The sequence below is a fragment of the Pseudomonas putida genome (assembly GCF_005080685.1).
Lineage (GTDB): Bacteria > Pseudomonadota > Gammaproteobacteria > Pseudomonadales > Pseudomonadaceae > Aquipseudomonas > Aquipseudomonas putida_V.
In genome coordinates, this window is sequence record NZ_CP039371.1 from 366,841 (window position 1) to 386,265 (window position 19,425).

Sequence of the window (19,425 nt, forward strand, 5' to 3'; positions counted from 1 at the left end):
GGCATCACACCGCTGAGGGTGCTATCGAGGGCGCTCGCAAAATGTTGAAGGCTCCCCATGGGTAGCTTTGAATCGGTTGCTGTCGCTGGAGGCTATTGCTACCAGATCCCTTTCAGATAGTGAAAGCCCAAGGTGCCTCTAAGCGCCGAGCGAGCAGCCGGACAGTAAGCAGGTAGTAGTAACGTGTCGCCTCATTGCTTTCATCGAGGCAATGTTCAAGAAACCAAACCAAATGCTTTCGCTGCCAAGCCCAAGGCGTTTCTCGCTGCCAGCGTTTTGCAATCTCAGCTTGGATAGTCTTTGCTTGCCGTAAATGGCGTTGCCGCGTCGAGTGCGATCCGGTCAGCACGGCAGCCAAGAACAACTCCATATCGAATGGCCTGCTCATCTCCGCCCTCCAATGTAGGCCGCGACCACATCGATCCGACCATGCCCCAACTCATAGCTGATTTGCCTTCGGGCCTCACGATCTAGGTTCCTATCTGCCTGGCAACATTGGCCGCCGTTGATAGGCGCCGGGTGTTGGGTGATTTGCTCATAGCGTTCACATGCGTACGCCGCTCGTAGCTCATGGAAGCCTTTGAGCTTGTATGCATGCAGGACGTCCCGCGCTGGGCGGATGATTTGCTGCAGAACATTTAGATAGCTTTCGTCTGGCGCAATCAGGTTGTGGCTACTCGTAGGCGACACCTGCCGTGCAAACCCAAGTGCGTCTTGAATATGGTGGTTCACCGCAATCCATCGTGGCGCTGAGGCGCCGGCGCGGCCGCCTTTGGTGCCATCCTGGATGTTGATCCTACCTAGGTCGTTAGCCTCGCGGCTTAGCCGTGGCAGGTCAGCCAAGATGGACTCACGCAGGCGCATGCCGGTGGCTCGCGCCAACAGAACAGTCGCTGCGGCCCGTTGCTGATGATCGCGACAAAGCGCATCGACGATCTGCTTAACCTGTTCGCGGTCTTGGCCCTGCGGTACCGAGAGGCGAATCCCGCTGCGCTGCATCCCCAACGCCTTGCTCGGACTGGGCAATTTCACACACTGATCACCGCGCAGCGCCGCCATGGTCCTGTTAACGCTGGATAGCCGATTTTGCGCGGTGCTGACCGCGAGGTCACCGCGCCTAACCAGGTCGCGCAGGTACGCCGCATAGTCCGCCAATACCTTCCGATCAATCTGCCGCGCATCATTGATACCGGGTCCTTGTTCGGAGCGGCACCATCTGACGAATGCCTGCCACCGATCACAGTGTGCCTTCACCGTGCCGTAGTGGCCGCCGCCGAACATGTCTTTCAACGCCTGCGGCCCTGCATAGCTCAGTTGCCTGCCGTAGCCGAAATTACGGCCATCGCGTCTACCCACCAATGCCATGTCGAATCACCTCATCGCCTGGTCTCCGATCCTCGCCCCACGTCATCCCGCCAAGAATGTTGAGTGTTATCAGGGATCAAGGCCCCTGCGGCCTGTGGGGATGTCCTCTAACGCGGGACTGGCGGCTCTCTACGACCAAGAGCAAGGGCATCTCATGATCTGGCCTCCTGAGCACCGTTACCGGTGGGCGGGTGGAGGCAGCATTGGCTGACGAGACCAGTGCCTGAAGATCCTGAGCCTGGTGCAAGCAGCAAAGCGATGACTGGGGCATGCCTGACTGTCAGTCAGGTGCAGTCCATTCCTTGGTCTGCGGCATCATCATCTACATCGCTGTTGCTAGTGACATCGGCGTTTGTCACGGCGATTGTCACGAGGGGGAATGCTGCAAAGCCTTGTGCGATCAAGGCTGCAGCAGTGGTAGAAGTGCCCGTCTCTTTTCAGGAAAAGAGACGGGCACAGGTTGGCGCAGTATTCGGCCAAGCGGATAGGTTGCTGCAGGGCAGCGAGGTACGGAGCATCTGGCGCACGAGCGCTTTATGTGTAAGAGCATCCATCACATGGGTAGTGACCGGGCGAGCTGCCGGATGCGAATCGCCCTTGGGGAGAACCACCGCGGGAGCGGCGTGACCTTTAAGGTTCGGGTCACCTGGGTTGCTGTCATCGACAGCGTTTGCAACTCCCGGTCTACGCCTGTGGACAATGTTCGTCAAGCAAAGCGATTTTAGGGATTTAGCACCTGTGGATAAAACTGTCCCCCAGTGGACATCAGTGGTTTTCCACAGACGTGAGCTGTGCCAGCGGTTTTTTTCTTAGGTAGGGCCCTTTCAAACGGGGCGGCTTTGCAGCCCCGTTTGAAAGGGCCCGCGCGGAGGAGCTTCATGCGGTGCTGTGGGTAACTTCACAGCAAGTTTGAGGTGGTGGTGCGGCGGGTTACTCGGTCCTCTTGGCACTGCGAAGGCGCGTGACGTTCTCGCCCGTCTGCTTGGCAAACTCGTGCGGCGTCACATGGTCCTCGCGGTTTGCATCTAGAAACCGGCTCCACCAGGTCATGATCATCCGGCGCTCTTCGAGGAACTCGGCCTTGTGGGTATAAGCGGCCCGTACGTTGTTGCGTTCCTTGTGGCTCATCTGTCGCTCGATAGCCGTCTCCGACCACAGCCCGGACTCGACCAGCGCACTGCACGCAATGGCTCGGTCAGCACCACATGCATACAGTAGCTATGGGAGGACGAGGTATGTTGGCAACAAGCAGATCAGCTCCTGTAACGCACGGGTAAAAACTGGATACATCACGCTACATCCCGAAATAGCTCTATCACTGTTGTCTGCAAGCAACTGCGATAAATTCCCCACTCTTCGGCATCCCGCCGTTCCCTGTTCCCGTATTTCCTTTGTGGGTAGAACGTTGAGAAAGTTTGCGTTTGTGAGTGCAGCCGCGGAGCGTGAGTACAAGGACCTGCCACTGGATGTTCAGGACGACTTCGGCAAGGACCTGCGTCGTATCCAGTATGGCCAGGACCCTGATCGGCCGATCAAGTCGCTGTCGGAGTCGGTCGGCGCGGGTGCGATAGAACTCATCATCAACGGCAGCCCTGCATTCCGATGCGTCTACGTGGCCAAGTTTGCGGATATGGTCGTTGTGCTGCATTCGTTCGTGAAGACGACCAACAGGTCCGACCGGCACGCGATGCAGGTTGCTGAAGAGCGCATGAAGGAGTTCAAGCACGAGCTTCGCAAGATGGGGTATAGGGTCTAGCTGCCAGGCGCTTGAGAGATAACGATCTGGGGAGGGGAGCCGGCATCGTTCGAGGGCAGGACCAGGCTCGTGCGAAAGCCGAGCTTGTCGAGCATGTCCATCATGGCGTCCAGCGTAAATTTCTCGATCTTGCCATTGGCCAGCTCGGAGATGCGCGATTGGGCCACGTTCAGCCTGGCTGCAGCATCATGCTGCTTGAGGCCCATTTTTTTGATGCAGTCCGTGATGAAAATGGACAGGTCCATCTTCAACGCCATTTTGCTGGCCGTCTCTGCATCGTGGGTGGCGTGGAAGGGGCTTTCGTGAAATTGAAGCGCCATTGGCTTGCCTCAGAAGAGATATCTAAAATTTACGATAAAAATCGTAACTGGGCTCGATTGGCAAGTCAAAGCGTTTGTGTGTGGGGGCGTGTCTTGTAGGTCATAGAATGCGGGATATTTGAGATTGCCGGGGCCGCTGCGCGGCCCATCGCAGGCAAGCCAGCTCCTACACCGATCGCGTCGGCAGCTAGGTATTTTTTTCGGCACGACCCTGGGGGATGAGGGTTTGCGACGCAAACAAAAAAGGCCCACCTTTCGGTGAGCCTTTTTTGATACTGCGTATGGTGCCGGCACCAGGAATCGAACCCGGGACCTACTGATTACAAGTCAGTTGCTCTACCATCTGAGCTATACCGGCAATGGGGCGTCATTATAGCGATCAGGGGCCGGCTGTAAACCACTTCCTTGTGATTGTGTGCAAACGACCTAAGTCACCGGCCTAAAAGGAGATTTTTCCTACCAGCCGCGGTGGATCGTATTGACGTTTGGCTCGGTCTTGCCTGGGTTGAAGAACAGCTTGTCGTTGTCGCAGCCACGCTTGCGGCAGGGGCTTTCGTGGCGCATCGGTAGGCCGTTGTCGCCGCCCAGCTGCATGCCAGGGGTGTTCCAGTCGAGGCTGTTGCTGTGGGGGGCTGGGGTGCTGCTGGCGCAGGCGGTCAGGGCCAGGGTGAAGGTCAACAGGGCAAGGGCTTTGGCTTGGGGCACGATGTCTAGGTCCGTTAGTCCATTGTCGGTCTGGCGCAACGCCAGACGGTCGCGGGGCTGGCGGGCAGCGCGCGACTTCGCTTTTTAGTGATTTGGGGTGGGGATGATACACCGTTGGGGGCGGGTTTGGCGGGGGATGGCACGGGCTTCGCCCGTGTTCGCGGGCAAGCCCGCTCCCACAGGGGATCGCGGCTGGACTATCGGGTGTAGGGGATATCTGAATCTGAAACTGGATGCTTCGAGATTGGGGTGAATCGGACGTATCCTACGGCCGCTGGCGAGGTATCGCTGTTGGCGGGGAAGTGGCCCAGGGATAACGTTTTCGAGCCGCCTAGCAGGGCGGCCGGGTGTGAGAACCTGAACACGAATCCAACGTCAGCATCCTTCATGGCGGCTGTGCGCGGGCAGACTATGTCTGGCCGAGAGTTTCTGGATTCGCTCGGTTTCTCACCTCGCGCACCGCTGCCACCCCAATCCGTGAGAAAGGTCGGTGTGGCGGCTTCTGAGGCTCGAATCCGGAAGATTGCCATGAAAAAGAAAATCGTACCCGACCCACCATTCCCCCTTCCAAAAACCCCCTACCTCTTCGCCCATAACTACATCACCCCGCTCGACGCCATCGCCAATGTCGAAGTCCTCACCCGCGGCATAATGGCAAGCCTCCACGCTTATCGCGATCTCCATCCCAAAGGAGAAAAGCACCACCTGCTGGTCGACATCGCACAAGCTGCCAACTCGGCCCATCTGCTCGCCGAACATGCATTCCTGCTGCTCAGCCAGGAACGTGAGGGGGAGGGAGGTCATGAGTGATGCAAGCAAACCCACGCTAACCGCCGGCGTCGAAACCTTTCTGCGCGTAGGTGCGTCGCCAGTCGACCTGCTGCGGGTACAACCCGGCATCCCGATCGACGATGCCTACGAACAAGTCTCGGTGCTGCTCGGATACGTCAAACACCTGCTCCGTGAGGGCGATATGGAAGACGACCACAAGCTGCTGGGAGCAGCGGACTACCTCGCGAACATGGCCAAGGCCGTGATGGACGATATCGAGATCGCCAAGAACAGATCGCGTTGAGCGACGGTGACCTATCGTCGGCCACCCGGCGATAGGTACAGAACAGCTCGAAAAACACCCTACAAAGCCGTGAAAACGCGAATATCAGCGGTGCGTCAACAAGCACATCAAAGGTTTATGCACAAGAGGCATCAGCCCGTTGCGCGCAAGGCATGCCAGTTGACATAACCACCGGTCTTTGCGCAAACGCCTGTTTTCATTGGCCTTGCGTGACACCTCGGAATAAGCCAAACCCTTTAAATAGCGCTTGGATCCAACCAGTCATCAAAAGCTTGTGCACAGAGTTATCCACAGGTTGTGCTGTGGCTAAGCGTCCCGTTCGGCCAGTAGCAACAGGTTACGCGGTGTGAGTGGGTAGTCGCAGAACGTACCCAGGTTGATGCGATAGCCCTGTTCCTCGAGAAACAGGGCGCGGTCGAGCACCAGCCAGAGCTCCAGCGGGCGCCGGAACAGGTTGCGCACGCGTTCGAGGTTGCGTACCTCGGCCAGGCGCTGCCAGCCGGCAGCCTCCAACGCTGCCCAGTCCGGGTTGCCCTGCAGGTCGACCTGGCGTAGCGCGGCCAGCTCGCGGCAGTACTGTTCGAACGGCTTGTCCAGCCAGGCGACTGGCAACGAAGGTGTGGACAAATACTCGTCGCACCGACGCTGCTCGCGTTGCAGCAGGTCGAAGCCCAGGCGCCTGGCCATCGAGCAGTCGCGCTGGCGGCGGATGCGGGCGCTCGCGGTGACGGCCTCGCTCAGGGGCAGGCCGAGGTCGGTCAGGTTCAGGGCCAAGGACGAGCACTGCGCGGCTGTGGATAACGGCTGGTAGTGCTCGCCCAGGATGCGGTTGTAGCAGCAAGGCGCCACGGCGACGTGGCGGCAACCGCGCTGGCTGGCCAGGCGCAGCAGCTGTACGTGGAGTTCGCCGCAGGCATGCAGGGCCACCACGCTCTTGTCCGCGTCCAGGTGCTCGGCGCTGCCGGGAGCCATCACGTCCTGGTGAACGTGCGTGGCGGGCAGGTGATGGTGGTCGCTCAGGGCCTGGCCGGCTTCCACTAGCGTCAGGTCATATTCCAGGCAGGTCAGCTGCTGGCCGGGCTGCAGCAGGCGGCGGCCGAGGTGGCCCTTGCCCGAACACCAGTCGAGCCAGTGCCGGGTCTGCTGGCGAAAGCCCAGGCGCCGGCTGAAGGCCTCGATCTGTTGCCATTTGCGGCCAGGCACGTTGACGTCGAGGCGGTGTCCGGCAGGGGGTAGGCCGATGTCGGGCAGCTCGCCCACCGCTGAGAGTTGCAGGGCCCGGGCCGCCAGTTGCGGGAAGGGCGCGGGCAGGTTTTGCGGGGCGAGGTCGGCTTCGGCATCGGCCAGGGAACACTGGCGCAGGTGTTCTGCCAGTTCGGGGTGGGTGGTTTCCCAGTCCAGGCGCAGGGCGGTGAAGGGCCTGGGTTTCCACAGCGGTTGGTGCTCGGTCAGGAATTGGTCGAGGGCCTGGAAGCGAGCGTGTAGGTGGTGGCTGTGGAGGATGGAGGGCATGGTGGTTTTACAGATGTGGGATGTTTTCGAGGGCCCTTTCGCGGGACAAGCCCGCTCCCACAGAATCCTTACCGGCTGCACATGCAGCGGAAAACCTGTGGGAGCGGGCTTGTCCCGCAAAAGGCTGCAAGCAGCCTCAGGGGCTAGCGGCCCTGGCTTGCGTCAACGCGCAGCCAGCGCTCCAGCAACTTGAAGCCTTGCACCAGCACGAACGAGATCAGCAGGTAGAACAACCCGGCAGCGAAGAAGATCTCCACCGGCAGGTAGGTCCGGGCAATGATCGTGCGGGCCATGCCGGTCAGTTCCAGCAGGGTCACGGTACTGGCCAGGGCGCTGGCCTTGAGCATCAGGATCACTTCGTTGCTGTAGGCCGGCAGGCCGATCCGCGACGCACGTGGCAGCATGATGTACCACAGCGTCTTGCCCCGCGACATACCCAGGGCTCGCGCCGCCTCGATCTCGCCCTTGGGGATCGACTGCAGCGCGCCCCGCAGGATCTCGGCGATGTAGGCCGCCGTGTGCAGGGTCATGGTCAGCACCGTGCACCAGAACGGATCGCGCAGGTACGGCCACAGGCTACTGGTGCGCACCGCGTCGAACTGGGCCAGGCCGTAGTAGACCAGGAACAGTTGCACCAGCAGTGGCGTGCCACGGAAGAAGAAAATATAGCTGAACGGCAAGGCGCGCACGTACCAGTGGCGGGACGAGCGGGCGATGCCCAGCGGGATGGCCAGGATCAGCCCGGCGATCACCGCGATGGCCACCAGCTCCAGGGTCAGGGTCGCACCCTGGGCCAGGCGTGGCAGCCACTTGATGATGACTTCCCAATTCATTGTTCGGCCCTCGCAAAGCCGCGAGCGGCGCGTTTTTCCATGAAGTGCATGCCGGTCATGGCGATGACGGTCAGGCTCAGGTAGATACAGGCCGCGACCATGTAGAAGGTGAACGGCTCCTTGGTCACGGTCACGCCGATCTGCGCGTGGCGCATGATTTCTTCCAGGCCGATCACCGACACCAGCGCGGTGTCCTTCATCAGGATCATGAACAGGTTGCCAAGGCCCGGCAGGGCGATGCGCCACATCTGCGGCAGGATGATCCGCGAGAGGATGCGCCCTTTGGACAGGCCCAGGGCCAGGCCGGCTTCACGGTGCCCCTTGGGGATCGCCAGGATCGCGCCGCGGAACACTTCAGTGGCATAGGCGCCGAAGCACAGGCCCAGGGCGATGACGCCAGCGGAGAAAGCGCTGAGCTCGAGGCCGGGCAGGTTCAGGGCTTCGCCGAGGCTGTTCATCAGCCCGACGGTGCCGAAGTAGATGAGCAGGACCCAGAGCAGTTCGGGCACGCCGCGAACCAGGGTCGAGTAGAAGCCGCCAAGCCACTGCAAGGGCTTGACCGACGAGGTCTTGGCCAAGGCGCCGAGCAGGCCCAGGACCAGCCCCAGCAGCAGGGCGCAGAGCGCCAGTTTTACGGTCATCAAGGTGCCGGCCATCATGGCCGGACCGAATCCGTGCAGGTCGATATTCATGGGCAGGTCATTCTAGGGACAGGCGCGCCACCAGGGCGCGCCGGTCGGGGCGGATCATTCGATGCTGAACGGGAAGTACTTGTCGTTGATCTTCTTGTACGTGCCGTCGGCCTTGATTTCGGCCAGGGCCTTGTTCAGGTCGTCGCGCAGCTTGGTGTCACCCTTGCGCACGGCGATGCCGATCTTGTCGCTCTCGACCACAGGCTCACCCTTGAACTCGTAGGGTTTGCCGGCGTCGGTATTGAGCCAGTCGAACTGCACGTACTTATCAGCCAGGATGGCGTCTACGCGGCCCGAGGTCAGGTCGAGATATGCGTTTTCCTGAGTGTCGTACAGCTTGATGGTGATGTCGTCACCGTAGGTGTCTTCCAGCCAGGTGCCGGCCAGTGTCGCGCGCTGGGTGCCGATGGTCTTGCCTTTGAGGTAGGACGCGTCGGTCTTGAAGTCGACGTTCTTCGGCGCGATGAACTGCAGCTTGTTGGAGTAGTACGGATCGGTGAAATCAACCGCCTGCTTGCGCTCGTCGGTGATCGACAGCGACGACACCAGGAAGTCGAACTTCTTGGCGTTCAGGGCCGGGATGATGCCGTCCCAGTCGGAGGTGACGACCGAGCACTCGACCTTCATCTTGGCGCACAGGGCGTCGCCGATGTCCTTGTCGAAGCCGACCACGTTACCGCTGGCATCCTTGTTGTTGAACGGCGGGTAGGCCGCCTCGATACCCATGCGCAGTTTTTCCGCGGCCAGGGCGTTGGCCGAAAACACCAGCGTGGCGGCAGCGGCCAGGAGGAATTTCTTGTAGGTCTGCATGTGTTGCTCCGTTAGCGGTGGCTGGACATGAATTGCTTGCAACGCGCCGAGGTCGGGTTCTCGAACACCTGCTGCGGCGATCCTTGCTCTTCGACCAGGCCCTGGTGCAGGAAGACCACTTCGCTGGACACCTGGCGGGCAAAGTTCATTTCGTGGGTCACCAGCAGCATGGTTCGGCCTTCTTCGGCCAGTGCGCGGATGACGTTAAGCACTTCCTGGACCATTTCCGGGTCGAGCGCCGAAGTGGGCTCGTCGAACAGGATGACCTTGGGTTTCATGGCCAGGGTGCGGGCGATGGCGGCTCGCTGTTGCTGGCCACCGGAAAGCTGGGCGGGGTAGCTGTGGCGCTTGTCGAAGATGCCGACCTTGTTCAGCAGCGCTTCGGCAGCTTCGACGGCCTCGGCCTTGCTCTGGCCGAGCACGCGGCGTGGCGCCTCGATGATGTTGTCGAGGATCGACATGTGCGGCCACAGGTTGAAATTCTGGAAGACGAAGCCGATCTCGCTGCGCAGGCGGTTGATCTGGCGGTTGTCCGCAGCCACCAGGTCGCCGTTCTTGGCGGCCTTGAGCTTGAGGGCTTCGCCAGCCACGAGGATTTCACCCTGGTGCGGGTTTTCCAGCAGGTTGATGCAGCGCAGCAAGGTGGACTTGCCGGAGCCGGACGACCCCAGGATGGAGATCACGTCGCCGTCGCGCGCAGTCAGCGAAATGCCCTTGAGAATCTCCTGCTCGCCGTAGCGTTTGTGCAGGTTGCGGATTTCCAGCGCGGGCGTGGCCTGGGCCATGTGCGGTCCTCATGTGTACGGGTGCGTTCCCAGCTGTTGGCGGCCTTCCTGGCGAGCGCCAAGCTAGCATAGCGGCAATATGGCGGCCAACTGGGTTGCAGGGGGCTTGGGGCAATGCCGGGGCAGTTTGTCGCATCAACGCAGCGCAACGTCGCGCAGATGTCCGCCAAGGTCCGGCCCAGCGCCATAGCCTTGATGAAAAAAGGCGCGATGGTGCCACCTTTGACCCGCTGTTGGAAGCGGTTTTAGACCATTCGCAGGTCTGGCGGCCGCTTCGCTTGCGTCAAAGACACAAAAGCCGGTTGCGCCTGTGGGTTGCACCTTTTTGCATTGCGTTGGTGCAAAGGTGTTACCGAGGGGCACCTTTGGTGCGTTTGTAAGTGGGTATTTCAGTAATCCGAACCTGGCAGGGTTATTTGACGACCATTCGGTCAAGGGTTGGCCGAATGCCCTGCAAGCCGCGTCGTTGTTGGCTCGCGATAGTCATCTGACGAAACAATTCAGCACCTGGCTCGCTTATTGCCAGCAGGAAACCGCCGATTGCAGTGACGCCTAAATTAACCCAAGGCGCGCTTCGTATAGCAGTCGGAGTGGTCCACTCCTTACAAAGGTAGTTTTATGAGCGGTAACAATTCCAACGACCTCGCTCAGGGGCTCAAACAACGGCATGTCACCATGCTGTCCATTGCTGGCGTCATCGGCGCCGGTCTGTTCGTCGGCTCCGGCCACGCCATCGCTGCCGCCGGCCCCGCCGTGCTGCTGGCCTACGCCGCTGCCGGTACGCTGGTGGTATTGGTGATGCGCATGCTCGGCGAAATGGCCATCGCCTCGCCGGATACCGGTTCCTTCTCCACCTACGCCGACCGCGCTATTGGCCGCTGGGCCGGTTTCACCATCGGTTGGCTGTACTGGTGGTTCTGGGTGTTGGTGATTCCGCTGGAGGCCAATGCCGCCGCGGCCATCCTGCACGCCTGGTTCCCTGCGGTGGACCTCTGGGCCTTCTCGCTGCTGATCACCCTGGCGCTGACCCTGACCAACCTGTGCAGCGTGAAGAACTACGGTGAATTCGAGTTCTGGTTCGCCCTGCTCAAGGTGCTGGCGATCATCGGCTTCATCGTGGTGGGTTGCGTGGCCATGTTCGGTCTGGCGCCGGGCAGCCAGGTCAGTGGTGTCAGCCACCTGTTCGATACCCAGGGCTTCATGCCCAATGGCCTGGGCGCCGTGCTGGCCGCCATGTTGACCACCATGTTCTCGTTCATGGGGACCGAGATCGTCACCATCGCTGCCGCCGAATCGAAAGACCCGGGCAAGCAAATCAGCCGCGCCACCAACTCGGTGATCTGGCGTATCTGCCTGTTCTACCTGGTGTCGATTTTCCTGGTCGTGGCCCTGGTGCCGTGGAACGATCCGGCGCTGGCCGAAACCGGTTCCTACCAGACCGTGCTGAGCCGCATCGGCGTGCCGAATGCCAAGCTGATCGTGGATATCGTGGTGTTGGTCGCCGTGACCAGCTGCCTGAACTCGGCGCTGTACACCTCGTCGCGCATGCTGTTCTCGCTGAGCAAGCGTGGCGACGCTCCCGCCATCGCCCAGCGCACCACCAAGGCGGCGACCCCGCATGTGGCCGTGCTGTTGTCGACTGCGGCGGCGTTCCTCTGCGTGTTCGCCAACTACGTGGCACCGGCGCAGGTGTTCGAGTTCCTGCTGGCCAGCTCCGGCGCCATCGCGCTGCTGGTGTACCTGGTGATTGCCGTGTCGCAACTGCGCATGCGCAGCCAGCGTGAAGCCCGTGGCGAGAAGATCGCCTTCAAGATGTGGCTGTTCCCTGGGCTGACCTGGGCGACCATTGCCTTCATCGTGGCGGTGCTGGTGGTGATGGCGCTGCGTGAGGATCACCGGGCCGAGATCATCGCGACCGCGCTGCTGAGCATTGGCGTGGTGGCGGCGGGCTTGCTGGTGCACCGCAAGCGTGAAGCTGCCGGGCGGGTGGCGCTGGATAACTGATCCGCGCTGCAGACGATGAAAAGGCCGCGTCCTGTGCAGGGCGCGGCCTTTTTGTTTGTCTGGGCGAATGCTGGGGCCGCTCTGCGGCCCTTTCGCGACGCAAGGCCGCTCCCACAGGATTGTGGTGAGCCAGCCCCTGTGGGAGCGGCCTTGTGTCGCGAAAGGGCTGCAGAGCAGCCCCAGGCCTTATCGCAGGGTATCAGCCAAACTGCTTCTGCTGTTGCTGCTGCTTGGCCACGACCTCCGAGGCCGCCACGTAGGCGTCCTGGAACTCGTCGCTCTCCAGCCAGGCCATGGTGGTGTCCTCGTCGGCGCCATCGAGCCATTTGCGGTAGGCGGTGAAGACCAGCACGATGTAGTCGGTGGCGTGTTCTTCCTTGTGCCCCTTGAGTACCAGGGTCAGCAGTGGGTCGACCAGGAACACCGAGATCATCGCCACCAGGCCGTTCTCCTGGGCTTCCTTCATCTTCTTGAACAGCGCGTCGTAGCTGCCCGACTCCATGGCCTTGTTATAGACCTGCTCGACGCTGGCGCTGTCGCCAGCACTGGCCTTGACCGCCTGGCCGCTGCGCACCATGCGATTCTGCTTGGCCTTGCTGGCGGCACGTTTGGCGCGTTTCTGTTGCTTGGTATTGGAGGCCATGGGGTGGATCCTTGGGGGTGGCGAAAAAGTGGGCGTATTGAAGCGTAGTTGCGGGAGAAACCCAAGCGTTGGCGCTCGGCAACAAGTGCCTCGGGAGGGGTGCGCCGCGGTTGCTCAAATGGTTTGAAACAGATGCGAATTGTTGTAATGTGAACTGTGGTTCACACTCCATTCATGCGCACACTATTACAGACCGACACGTACAAAAAGTGGTTCGCAGGACTCAAGGATGCGCGAGCACAAGCCCGCATTAATGTGCGCCTGCGTCGGATTGAGCTTGGGGTGATGGGAGACTGCAAGCCCGTTGGTGAAGGCGTGTCCGAGCTGAGGGTCGATCATGGTCCAGGTTATCGGGTGTACTTCGTTCAGCGAGGCCAGGAGGTGATCATTCTGTTGGCAGGTGGCGACAAGTCCAGCCAGGCCAGAGACATTAAATCCGCACTCAAGTTGGCACGTGATCTATAGGAGGCTGCCATGACAAATACGAAGCTCACCAAGTGGGATGCTGCAGATTACTTGAAAACCGGGGAAGACATGGCGTTTTACCTGGAGGCCTGTCTTGAAGAGAACGACCCGGCATTGCTCGCTGCTGCATTGGGCGATATCGCACGCGCACGAGGTATGGCTCAGTTGGCGCGTGACACTGGGTTGACTCGCGAGGGGTTGTACAAGGCGTTGTCAGCGGAGGGTAATCCGAGCCTGGCGACCATCATGAAGGTAATGGCGGCGTTGGGCGTGAGGCTGCACGCTGAGGTGCTGCCGCGTCGAGCAGTGGGCTAATCGAAAGCGGTGGAAGAGGGAAAAAGCAAAAAATCGCAGGCAACAAAAAACCCGCACTAGGCGGGTTTCTTGTGTCGCTTCGGGTAACTTTGCAACCACCAGAAGCTGAAGGTGGTGCCCAGAGACGGAGTCGAACCGCCGACACGAGGATTTTCAATCCTCTGCTCTACCGACTGAGCTATCTGGGCGACGGGGTGAATTAAATAGATTTCCTGAGGACCCGTCAACGACTTTTTGAAAAAATTTTAAATTAATTCCGTCGCTTACGATCCGTGGGGTCATTCGGAGGGGGGAACGTAGCCTTCGGCCTGGGCGTACTCCTCGCCGGCGAAGAACTTGTCCATCTCGGCCTGGAGGAATTTGCGGTCCTCGGCGTTCATCATGTTCAGGCGCTTCTCGTTGATCAGCATGGTCTGGTGCTTCTGCCAGTCGGCCCAGGCCTTCTGCGAGATGTGCTCGAAGATGTCCTGGCCCTTGGCGCCGGGGTAGGGCGGGCGATCCAGACCGGGTAGTTCTTCGTTGTACTTGCGGCACATCACGGTGCGGGTCATCGGGCTTCTCCTGCAATCAGTTCGTCGGCCGCGCGTTTCAACAGCTTCTTCACCGGGGCGGCGAGGCCCAGGCGCGGCGGGGTGGCGAGGTTATACCAGAGCCAGTCGGCCTCGGCCACGTGCTCGCCGACCGGGTCGACGCGCACCAGCCAGGGCTCGATGGCCAGCTGGAAATGGCTGAAGGTGTGGGTCAGGCCGTCCAGCGCGCGGCTTTCGGCCAGGCGCAGGCCGTGCTGGTAGGCGAGGTCGTCGAGCTGTTCGAGATCGTCCAGCTCGGGCAGGCTCCACAACCCGCCCCACAGGCCGGTTGATGGCCGGCGATAAAGCAGGATGGCGCCTTCGTGGTTGGCCATCAGCGGCATCAGCGTGCGGCGCTGGGGCAAGACCTTGCGCGGCTTGGGCTCGGGGTAGCGGGTTTCCTCGCCGTGCAGGTGCGCCTCGCAGCCGCGTTGCAGCGGGCAAATCAGGCAACTGGGCTTGCTGCGGGTACACAGCGTGGCGCCCATGTCCATCATCGCCTGGGTGTAGTGGTTGGCTCGCGAATGCGGCGTGAAGCGCTCGGCGGTGGCCCACAACTGATTGGCCACCTTCGGCTCGCCGGGGTAACCGGCCTGGGCGGTGTAGCGGGCCAGCACGCGTTTGACGTTGCCGTCGAGGATCGGTGCGCGGATGCCCATGCTGATGCTGGCGATGGCGCCAGCCGTGGAGCGGCCGATGCCAGGCAGCTCGGTGAGCTGCTCGACGCTGCGCGGGAATTCGCCGCCGTGCCGCTCGACGACGATCTTCGCCGCCTTCTGCAGGTTGCGTGCGCGGGTGTAGTAGCCAAGCCCGGTCCACAGGTGCAGGACTTCGTCCTCCGGCGCCTCGGCCAGCGCCTGCACGGTCGGCAGGGCCTGCATGAAGCGGTCGAAGTAGTTGAGCACGGTGCTGACCTGGGTCTGCTGCAGCATGATTTCCGACACCCACACTCGGTAGGGGGTGATGCCCTGTTGCCAGGGCAGGTCGTGTCGGCCGTGCTGGTCGTACCATTCCAGCACGGCGCTGGAGAACTGCTCGGGGCTCATCGCTTGAACAGCCCCTTGAGCGCGTCTTTCAATTCTGGGCTCACTTTATCTCCGAGTTTTTCATCGATCTTGTCTTTCAGGCGGTTGCCGGCCAGCTTGGCGGCAACCTTGCCCAGGCCGTCCTGGTCCAGGCGACACGCCTTGGCGCCCAGTTCCAGCGGGCCGCGGCAGCGCAGCGGCACTTCGACACCGACGTAGCGTTCGTTGACCTGACAGGCCGGGTCGGGCATGGCGCGCTGGTCGCCCTCGACCACCACGCCGACGTTGTAGTCCATGCCCAGCACGCGCAGGTCGAGGTCGCCATGGCCGTTGACGGTCAGGCCGGGGATACGGGCCTTGAGGTCCGGGTTGCTGGCCACGCCGTTGCGTACCGTCAGGCTGCCGCGCAGTTCCTGGAACGGCGTGTCCTTGCCGCGTGGTTCGCTGCTCAGGGTCTTGCGGTTGAGCGTGGCGATGGCCTGGCACAGCTGCTGCTCGAGGTTGGCATTGACCAGCACGCCGTCGGCAATGGTGAAGTGTGCGCTGCCATTGAGGGTGTCGACCAGTGCCTTCTGGCTGTTTCCGCTGGCGGTGAGGTCGCTGCTCAGGGTGAGCAGGCCTTTGACCGGTGGGGTCTGGTCCTTGCCATGCGGCTTGATGAAGTGCTCCACCGGCACCCGGTTGATCTTGGTGTTGATGCCGAGCTGTGGCACAGCCGGGCGCACGTCGACCGTGCCCTTGGCTTCGAAGCTGCCGTCGTAGAGGCCGCCACGCAGGGTTTGCAGGGTGACCAGGCCGCCAAGGCCTGTGACCTGCAGTTGGGCATCGGTGATCGGCAGTTGGTCCAGGGTCAGCGCGCCGAACGCCAGGTCGGCCTGCAGGTCGAGGGCGCGCAGGCGGTCCACCGGCAGCAGCTTGTCATTGCTCCAGGCGACCTGGGTCGGTGCGTTGGGCAGCGGTGTGGTGGCGGCCCCGGCACTGGCCTGTTGTTGCTCGACCTCGGCCTGGCGGGCGGCGGTGGCGCCCTTGGCTTCCTCGCTCTTGGCTGGCAGGTAGCGGTCGGCGTTGAAGTTGTCGCCCTTGAGCTGCACGCGCAGGGCCTGTTTGGCGAAATCTTCGATGGCGACGCGGCCGCTGAAGCTGCTGTCGTCGAGTTTCACGGCCAGGTCTTCCAGCGCCAGGCTGTTGGGCGAGCCTTGCAGGCGGCTGACCAGTTCCAGCTTGGCGAAGACGGCCGGGTCGGTGGTGGCCGGCAGCGGTTGGCCGATGCCGTCGAGGAAGGTGCGCAGGTCGAATTGCGCAATGGACAGGCCGCCGCTCAGCTGCGGGGTCTTGTCCAGGTCGCGCAGGTTCAGCTCGCCCAGGGCGCGCAACTGGTTGGCCGAGACCTTCAGGCCGGTCCACGAAGCCACGTTGGCAGCCAAGTCGACCAGCAGTTGGCCTTGGGCGGAGAAGCTCAGGGTCTTGCCGGCCAGCGGCTCGCCCGAGGTTTCACCCGACAGGCGCATGTCTTCGAAGTTGTAGCGCTTGAGCTTGCGGTCGAAGCGCAACTCGCCGGCAAGCTCCGTGCGGGCCTTGACGTTCGGCTGGTTGGCACTGAGGAACGCGCTGGCCTTGAGCGAGATGTTCGAGCCTTCGTGCACGGGGCCGGTGCTCAGCTGGATGCTTTCGGCGCTGTAGCGCTTGCCGGTCTGCTCGTCGGTGTACTGCACGCGGGCGTTGTTGACCGTGAGGCTGTCGATGTCGAGCTTCACCGAACGCTCGCTGTTGCTTTCCGGGGTCGGTGCCGGCTGCTCGCCCGGCGTCGGTGCTGGAGCGCCCGGCGTGGCGGCGGTGTCGGCTGGCAGCGGCTTGCCGATGTCTTCCCAGTTGCCATGGCCGTGCTCGTCGCGGGCCAGGGTCAGGTTCAAGCCTTCGACGCGTACATCGCTCATCTGCACTTCGCGGCGCAGCAGCGGCAGCACGCGGACCGACAGGCCGAGCATCTGCAGATCGGCGAACGGCACCTTGGGGTTGGTCAGCGTGGCGATGCTGGCTTCGTGCAGCTCCAGGCCCAACCAGGGGAACAGGCTCCAGCCGATGTCGCCGTTGAGGGTCAGCTCGACGTGGGCCTTGTCGCGGGCGAGTTGGCGGATTTCGTCTTTGTAGTCGTTGGGATCGAACAGGTGGGTCAGGGCGAAGCCCAGCGCCACGATGATCAGCAACAGCCCGAGTAGGCCCAGCCCCAGGATTTTGCCGAACGCTTTCATGGGCGAGTCCTTGTAGTCCGTTTTAAGAATTTCGAGCGGCAGAGTATAGCGCCGCAGGTGTGGGCCCTGAGTATTCGACAAGAGATACAGGGCATTTCATACGAATGGATCGGGTTTTGGTGATTCGGTTCAGGGTTGGTCTGCGCCGGCCCTTTCGCGGGCAAGCCCGCTCCTACAGGTACTGCGCCGCTCTTGTAGGAGCGGGTTTACCCGCGAAAGGGCCGGCGCAGACAAACTGCAGGGCAATACCGTTTCAGCCGCGCAAAAAATAACGATATCAGATTGCTTTCATGCAGCCGGGGAACTGGTACCCTTGCGCCGCTTTCGGAGCGGCCGCGACGCATTGTCGCGGCTCGTCACCCAAGGATAAGGCCAGCTTGCCTGCGTGCAACGACAAGAGCCCGGGACTCAATCCGCCAGCACTGTCTACCTACAAAAGGATCAAATCCATGAGCAGTACTATCACGATAGAAGGCCGGGCCAGCGCGCCGGGCTTCCTGTCGAAGGAGCGCATCATCGCCCGCCCGGGCTTCAACCGCTGGCTGGTGCCGCCGGCGGCCCTGGCCATTCACCTGTGCATCGGCATGGCCTATGGCTTCTCGGTGTTCTGGTTGCCGCTGTCGCAAGCCATCGGCATCACCGCGCCGGTCGCCTGTTCCGCCGACATGGGCTTCATCGCCCGCCTGTTCAGCGCCGAGTGCGACTGGCCGATCTCGATGCTGAGCTGGATCTACACCCTGTTCTTCGTCTTCCTCGGTTGCTCGGCTGCCGTGCTGGGCGGTTGGCTGGAGCACGCCGGTCCGCGCAAGGCCGGCCTGGTCTCGGCGCTGTGCTGGTGCGGCGGCATGCTGATCTCGGCGATCGGCGTGAAAACCCATCAACTCTGGCTGATGTGGCTGGGCTCTGGCGTGATCGGTGGCATCGGCCTGGGCCTGGGCTACATCTCGCCGGTGTCGACCCTGATCAAGTGGTTCCCGGACAAGCGCGGCATGGCCACCGGCATGGCGATCATGGGTTTCGGTGGCGGCGCGATGGTCGGCGCACCGCTGGCCACTGCATTGATGGGCCACTTCGGCAACGAGCATGAAGTCGGCGTATGGCAGAGCTTCGTGGTGATGGCCGCGATCTACTTCGTGTTCATGACCGCTGGCGCCCTGGCCTACCGCATCCCGCCGACCGGCTGGAAGCCCGAAGGCTGGACCGCGCCGGCGAAAAAAGCCGGCAACGGCATGGTCACCGACCGCCACGTGCACGTCAGCGTCGCCTGGAAAACCCCGCAGTTCGCGCTGGTCTGGCTGGTGCTGTGCCTGAACGTTTCGGCCGGTATCGGCATCCTCGGCATGGCTTCGCCGCTGCTGCAGGAAGTGTTCGGCGGCAAGCTGCTGGGCAACGAGCTGAGCTTCAGCGAGCTGGACGCCGCGCAACTGGCGCAGATCGCCGCGATCGCCGCTGGTTTCACTGGCCTTTTGAGCCTGTTCAACATCGGTGGGCGGTTCTTCTGGGCCTCGTTCTCCGACTACATTGGCCGCAAGAACACCTACTTCGCCTTCTTCGCCCTGGGCGTGTGCCTCTACGGCCTGATCCCGAACATGGGTCACCTGGGCAACGTCGCGGTGTTCGTGGCAGCGTTCTGCATCATCCTGTCGATGTATGGCGGTGGTTTCTCCACCGTGCCTGCGTACCTGGCCGACCTGTTCGGCACGCAGATGGTCGGTGCCATCCATGGTCGCCTGCTGACCGCCTGGGCGGCTGCCGGCGTGCTTGGCCCGGTGCTGATCACCTACCTGCGCGAGTACCAACTGGCGGCAGGCGTGGAGCGTGCAGCGGCCTATGACATGACCCTGTACATCCTCTCGGGGCTGCTGGTGCTGGGCTTCGTCTGCAACCTGCTGATCCGTCCGGTGGCCGACAAGCACTTCATGAGCGATGCCGAGCTTGCTGCCGAGCGTGCCCTGAGCCACGACAAGGGCGCCGATGGCGCGCGTTCGCTGGAGTGGCATGCCGCGCCGGGTAGCCTGCCGCTGGTGCTGGTCGCCTGGGCCGTGGTGGTGATTCCGCTGGCCTGGGGGGTGTGGATTACCCTGCAGAAAACGGCTGTGTTGTTCCATTGATGTAGGCCTTTTGTGGCCAATGGGGGCGCGTTGCGCCCCATCGCGGCGCAAGGTCGCTCCTACACAGACCGCGCGATCCATTGTAGGAGCGGCCTTGCGCCGCGATGGGCTGCAAAGCAGCCCCCGATACCCGGTTGTATAGACCTGTATCGCGCTGCACCCCCGCAATTCATTCCCTTGCCATATGTCAT

The 19,425-nt window shown here is 62.0% G+C and carries 20 protein-coding genes, 2 tRNA genes and 1 pseudogene; 7 read left to right on the plus strand and 16 right to left on the minus strand.

Annotated elements, in window-relative coordinates:
- Positions 1-112: 112 nt before the first annotated feature.
- From E6B08_RS01740 to E6B08_RS01755, 3 genes and pseudogenes are all read right to left on the minus strand, one after another.
- On the minus strand, positions 113-388 hold the full coding sequence (locus E6B08_RS01740; RefSeq protein WP_136912510.1) for a hypothetical protein: 276 nt from the start codon (positions 386-388) through the stop codon (positions 113-115).
- The gene (locus E6B08_RS01745; protein WP_136912511.1) at positions 385-1,365 is read right to left on the minus strand and encodes an integrase domain-containing protein; all 981 of its coding nucleotides are present in this window, start codon (positions 1,363-1,365) and stop codon (positions 385-387) included. The genes E6B08_RS01740 and E6B08_RS01745 overlap by 4 nt, the downstream gene beginning before the upstream one ends.
- A gap of 930 nt (positions 1,366-2,295) precedes the next feature.
- Positions 2,296-2,559, minus strand: a pseudogene (locus tag E6B08_RS01755) (integrase); the annotation flags it as partial.
- Between the two features lie 211 nt (positions 2,560-2,770).
- Between E6B08_RS01755 and E6B08_RS01760 the strand changes: the two are divergent.
- Positions 2,771-3,121 carry a type II toxin-antitoxin system RelE/ParE family toxin gene (locus E6B08_RS01760; protein WP_136912512.1) on the plus strand — a complete coding sequence of 117 codons (351 nt, stop codon included), beginning with the start codon at positions 2,771-2,773 and terminating at the stop codon, positions 3,119-3,121.
- On the opposite strand, the gene E6B08_RS01765 is transcribed toward E6B08_RS01760, so the two are convergent.
- From E6B08_RS01765 to E6B08_RS01775, 3 genes are all read right to left on the minus strand, one after another.
- A complete protein-coding gene (locus E6B08_RS01765; protein ID WP_136912513.1) occupies positions 3,118-3,441 on the minus strand; it encodes a helix-turn-helix domain-containing protein in 324 nt (107 codons plus the stop codon). The genes E6B08_RS01760 and E6B08_RS01765 overlap by 4 nt on opposite strands.
- Positions 3,442-3,723: 282 nt before the next feature.
- Positions 3,724-3,799 (minus strand) — tRNA-Thr (locus tag E6B08_RS01770).
- Between the two features lie 98 nt (positions 3,800-3,897).
- On the minus strand, positions 3,898-4,146 hold the full coding sequence (locus E6B08_RS01775) for a hypothetical protein (protein WP_136912514.1): 249 nt from the start codon (positions 4,144-4,146) through the stop codon (positions 3,898-3,900).
- 528 nt (positions 4,147-4,674) lie between these two features.
- Between E6B08_RS01775 and E6B08_RS01780 the strand changes: the two genes are divergently transcribed.
- Positions 4,675-4,956, plus strand: a complete 282-nt coding sequence (locus E6B08_RS01780; RefSeq protein WP_136912515.1) for a hypothetical protein — start codon at positions 4,675-4,677, stop codon at positions 4,954-4,956.
- Positions 4,949-5,221, plus strand: coding sequence for a DUF3077 domain-containing protein (locus E6B08_RS01785; protein ID WP_136912516.1), 273 nt, complete (start codon positions 4,949-4,951; stop codon positions 5,219-5,221). Before E6B08_RS01780 ends, E6B08_RS01785 begins: the two co-directional genes overlap by 8 nt.
- Before the next feature lie 306 nt (positions 5,222-5,527).
- Here the strand turns inward: E6B08_RS01785 and E6B08_RS01790 are convergent, their stop codons facing one another.
- From E6B08_RS01790 to E6B08_RS01810, 5 genes are all read right to left on the minus strand, one after another.
- Entirely contained in the window at positions 5,528-6,733 is a 1,206-nt protein-coding gene (locus E6B08_RS01790) for a methyltransferase (protein WP_136912517.1), read from the minus strand.
- 143 nt (positions 6,734-6,876) lie between these two features.
- Positions 6,877-7,566, minus strand: a complete 690-nt coding sequence (locus E6B08_RS01795) for an ABC transporter permease (protein ID WP_136912518.1) — start codon at positions 7,564-7,566, stop codon at positions 6,877-6,879.
- Positions 7,563-8,258: an ABC transporter permease gene (locus E6B08_RS01800; RefSeq protein ID WP_136912519.1), complete on the minus strand. Its 696-nt coding sequence runs from the start codon at positions 8,256-8,258 to the stop codon at positions 7,563-7,565. Before E6B08_RS01800 ends, E6B08_RS01795 begins: the two co-directional genes overlap by 4 nt.
- 54 nt (positions 8,259-8,312) lie before the next feature.
- Positions 8,313-9,068, minus strand: a complete 756-nt coding sequence (locus tag E6B08_RS01805) for an ABC transporter substrate-binding protein (RefSeq protein ID WP_136912520.1) — start codon at positions 9,066-9,068, stop codon at positions 8,313-8,315.
- 11 nt (positions 9,069-9,079) lie between these two features.
- Positions 9,080-9,853: an ABC transporter ATP-binding protein gene (locus tag E6B08_RS01810; protein ID WP_136912521.1), complete on the minus strand. Its 774-nt coding sequence runs from the start codon at positions 9,851-9,853 to the stop codon at positions 9,080-9,082.
- Positions 9,854-10,471: 618 nt separating this feature from the next.
- Between E6B08_RS01810 and gabP the strand changes: the two genes are divergently transcribed.
- Complete coding sequence (gene gabP, locus E6B08_RS01820) at positions 10,472-11,857, plus strand: GABA permease (RefSeq protein WP_136917314.1); 1,386 nt, start codon at positions 10,472-10,474, stop codon at positions 11,855-11,857.
- Between the two features lie 199 nt (positions 11,858-12,056).
- Here gabP and E6B08_RS01825 read toward each other — a convergent pair whose 3' ends face one another.
- Positions 12,057-12,500 (minus strand): hypothetical protein, encoded by a 444-nt coding sequence (locus E6B08_RS01825; RefSeq protein ID WP_136912522.1) that lies wholly within the window; start codon positions 12,498-12,500, stop codon positions 12,057-12,059.
- A 174-nt stretch (positions 12,501-12,674) separates the two neighbouring features.
- On the opposite strand from E6B08_RS01825, the gene E6B08_RS01830 reads away from it, so the two are divergent.
- Together E6B08_RS01830 and E6B08_RS01835 are read left to right on the plus strand one after the other, a co-directional pair.
- Positions 12,675-12,965 (plus strand): type II toxin-antitoxin system RelE/ParE family toxin, encoded by a 291-nt coding sequence (locus E6B08_RS01830; RefSeq protein WP_136912523.1) that lies wholly within the window; start codon positions 12,675-12,677, stop codon positions 12,963-12,965.
- A gap of 9 nt (positions 12,966-12,974) precedes the next feature.
- Positions 12,975-13,280: an addiction module antidote protein gene (locus E6B08_RS01835; RefSeq protein WP_136912524.1), complete on the plus strand. Its 306-nt coding sequence runs from the start codon at positions 12,975-12,977 to the stop codon at positions 13,278-13,280.
- Positions 13,281-13,392: 112 nt separating this feature from the next.
- On the opposite strand, the gene E6B08_RS01840 is transcribed toward E6B08_RS01835, so the two are convergent.
- The 4 genes from E6B08_RS01840 to E6B08_RS01855 all read right to left on the minus strand — a co-directional run bounded on the left by E6B08_RS01840 (position 13,393) and on the right by E6B08_RS01855 (position 17,123).
- A tRNA-Phe gene (locus E6B08_RS01840) sits at positions 13,393-13,468 on the minus strand.
- 90 nt (positions 13,469-13,558) lie between these two features.
- Entirely contained in the window at positions 13,559-13,831 is a 273-nt protein-coding gene (locus E6B08_RS01845) for an oxidative damage protection protein (RefSeq protein ID WP_133327505.1), read from the minus strand.
- Complete coding sequence (mutY, locus tag E6B08_RS01850) at positions 13,828-14,895, minus strand: A/G-specific adenine glycosylase (protein ID WP_136912525.1); 1,068 nt, start codon at positions 14,893-14,895, stop codon at positions 13,828-13,830. Before mutY ends, E6B08_RS01845 begins: the two co-directional genes overlap by 4 nt.
- A complete protein-coding gene (locus E6B08_RS01855) occupies positions 14,892-17,123 on the minus strand; it encodes an AsmA family protein (RefSeq protein ID WP_136912526.1) in 2,232 nt (743 codons plus the stop codon). The genes mutY and E6B08_RS01855 overlap by 4 nt, the downstream gene beginning before the upstream one ends.
- Positions 17,124-17,572: 449 nt before the next feature.
- On the opposite strand from E6B08_RS01855, the gene E6B08_RS01860 reads away from it, so the two are divergent.
- On the plus strand, positions 17,573-19,234 hold the full coding sequence (locus E6B08_RS01860) for an OFA family MFS transporter (protein ID WP_136912527.1): 1,662 nt from the start codon (positions 17,573-17,575) through the stop codon (positions 19,232-19,234).
- The last annotated feature ends 191 nt before the right edge of the window (positions 19,235-19,425 follow it).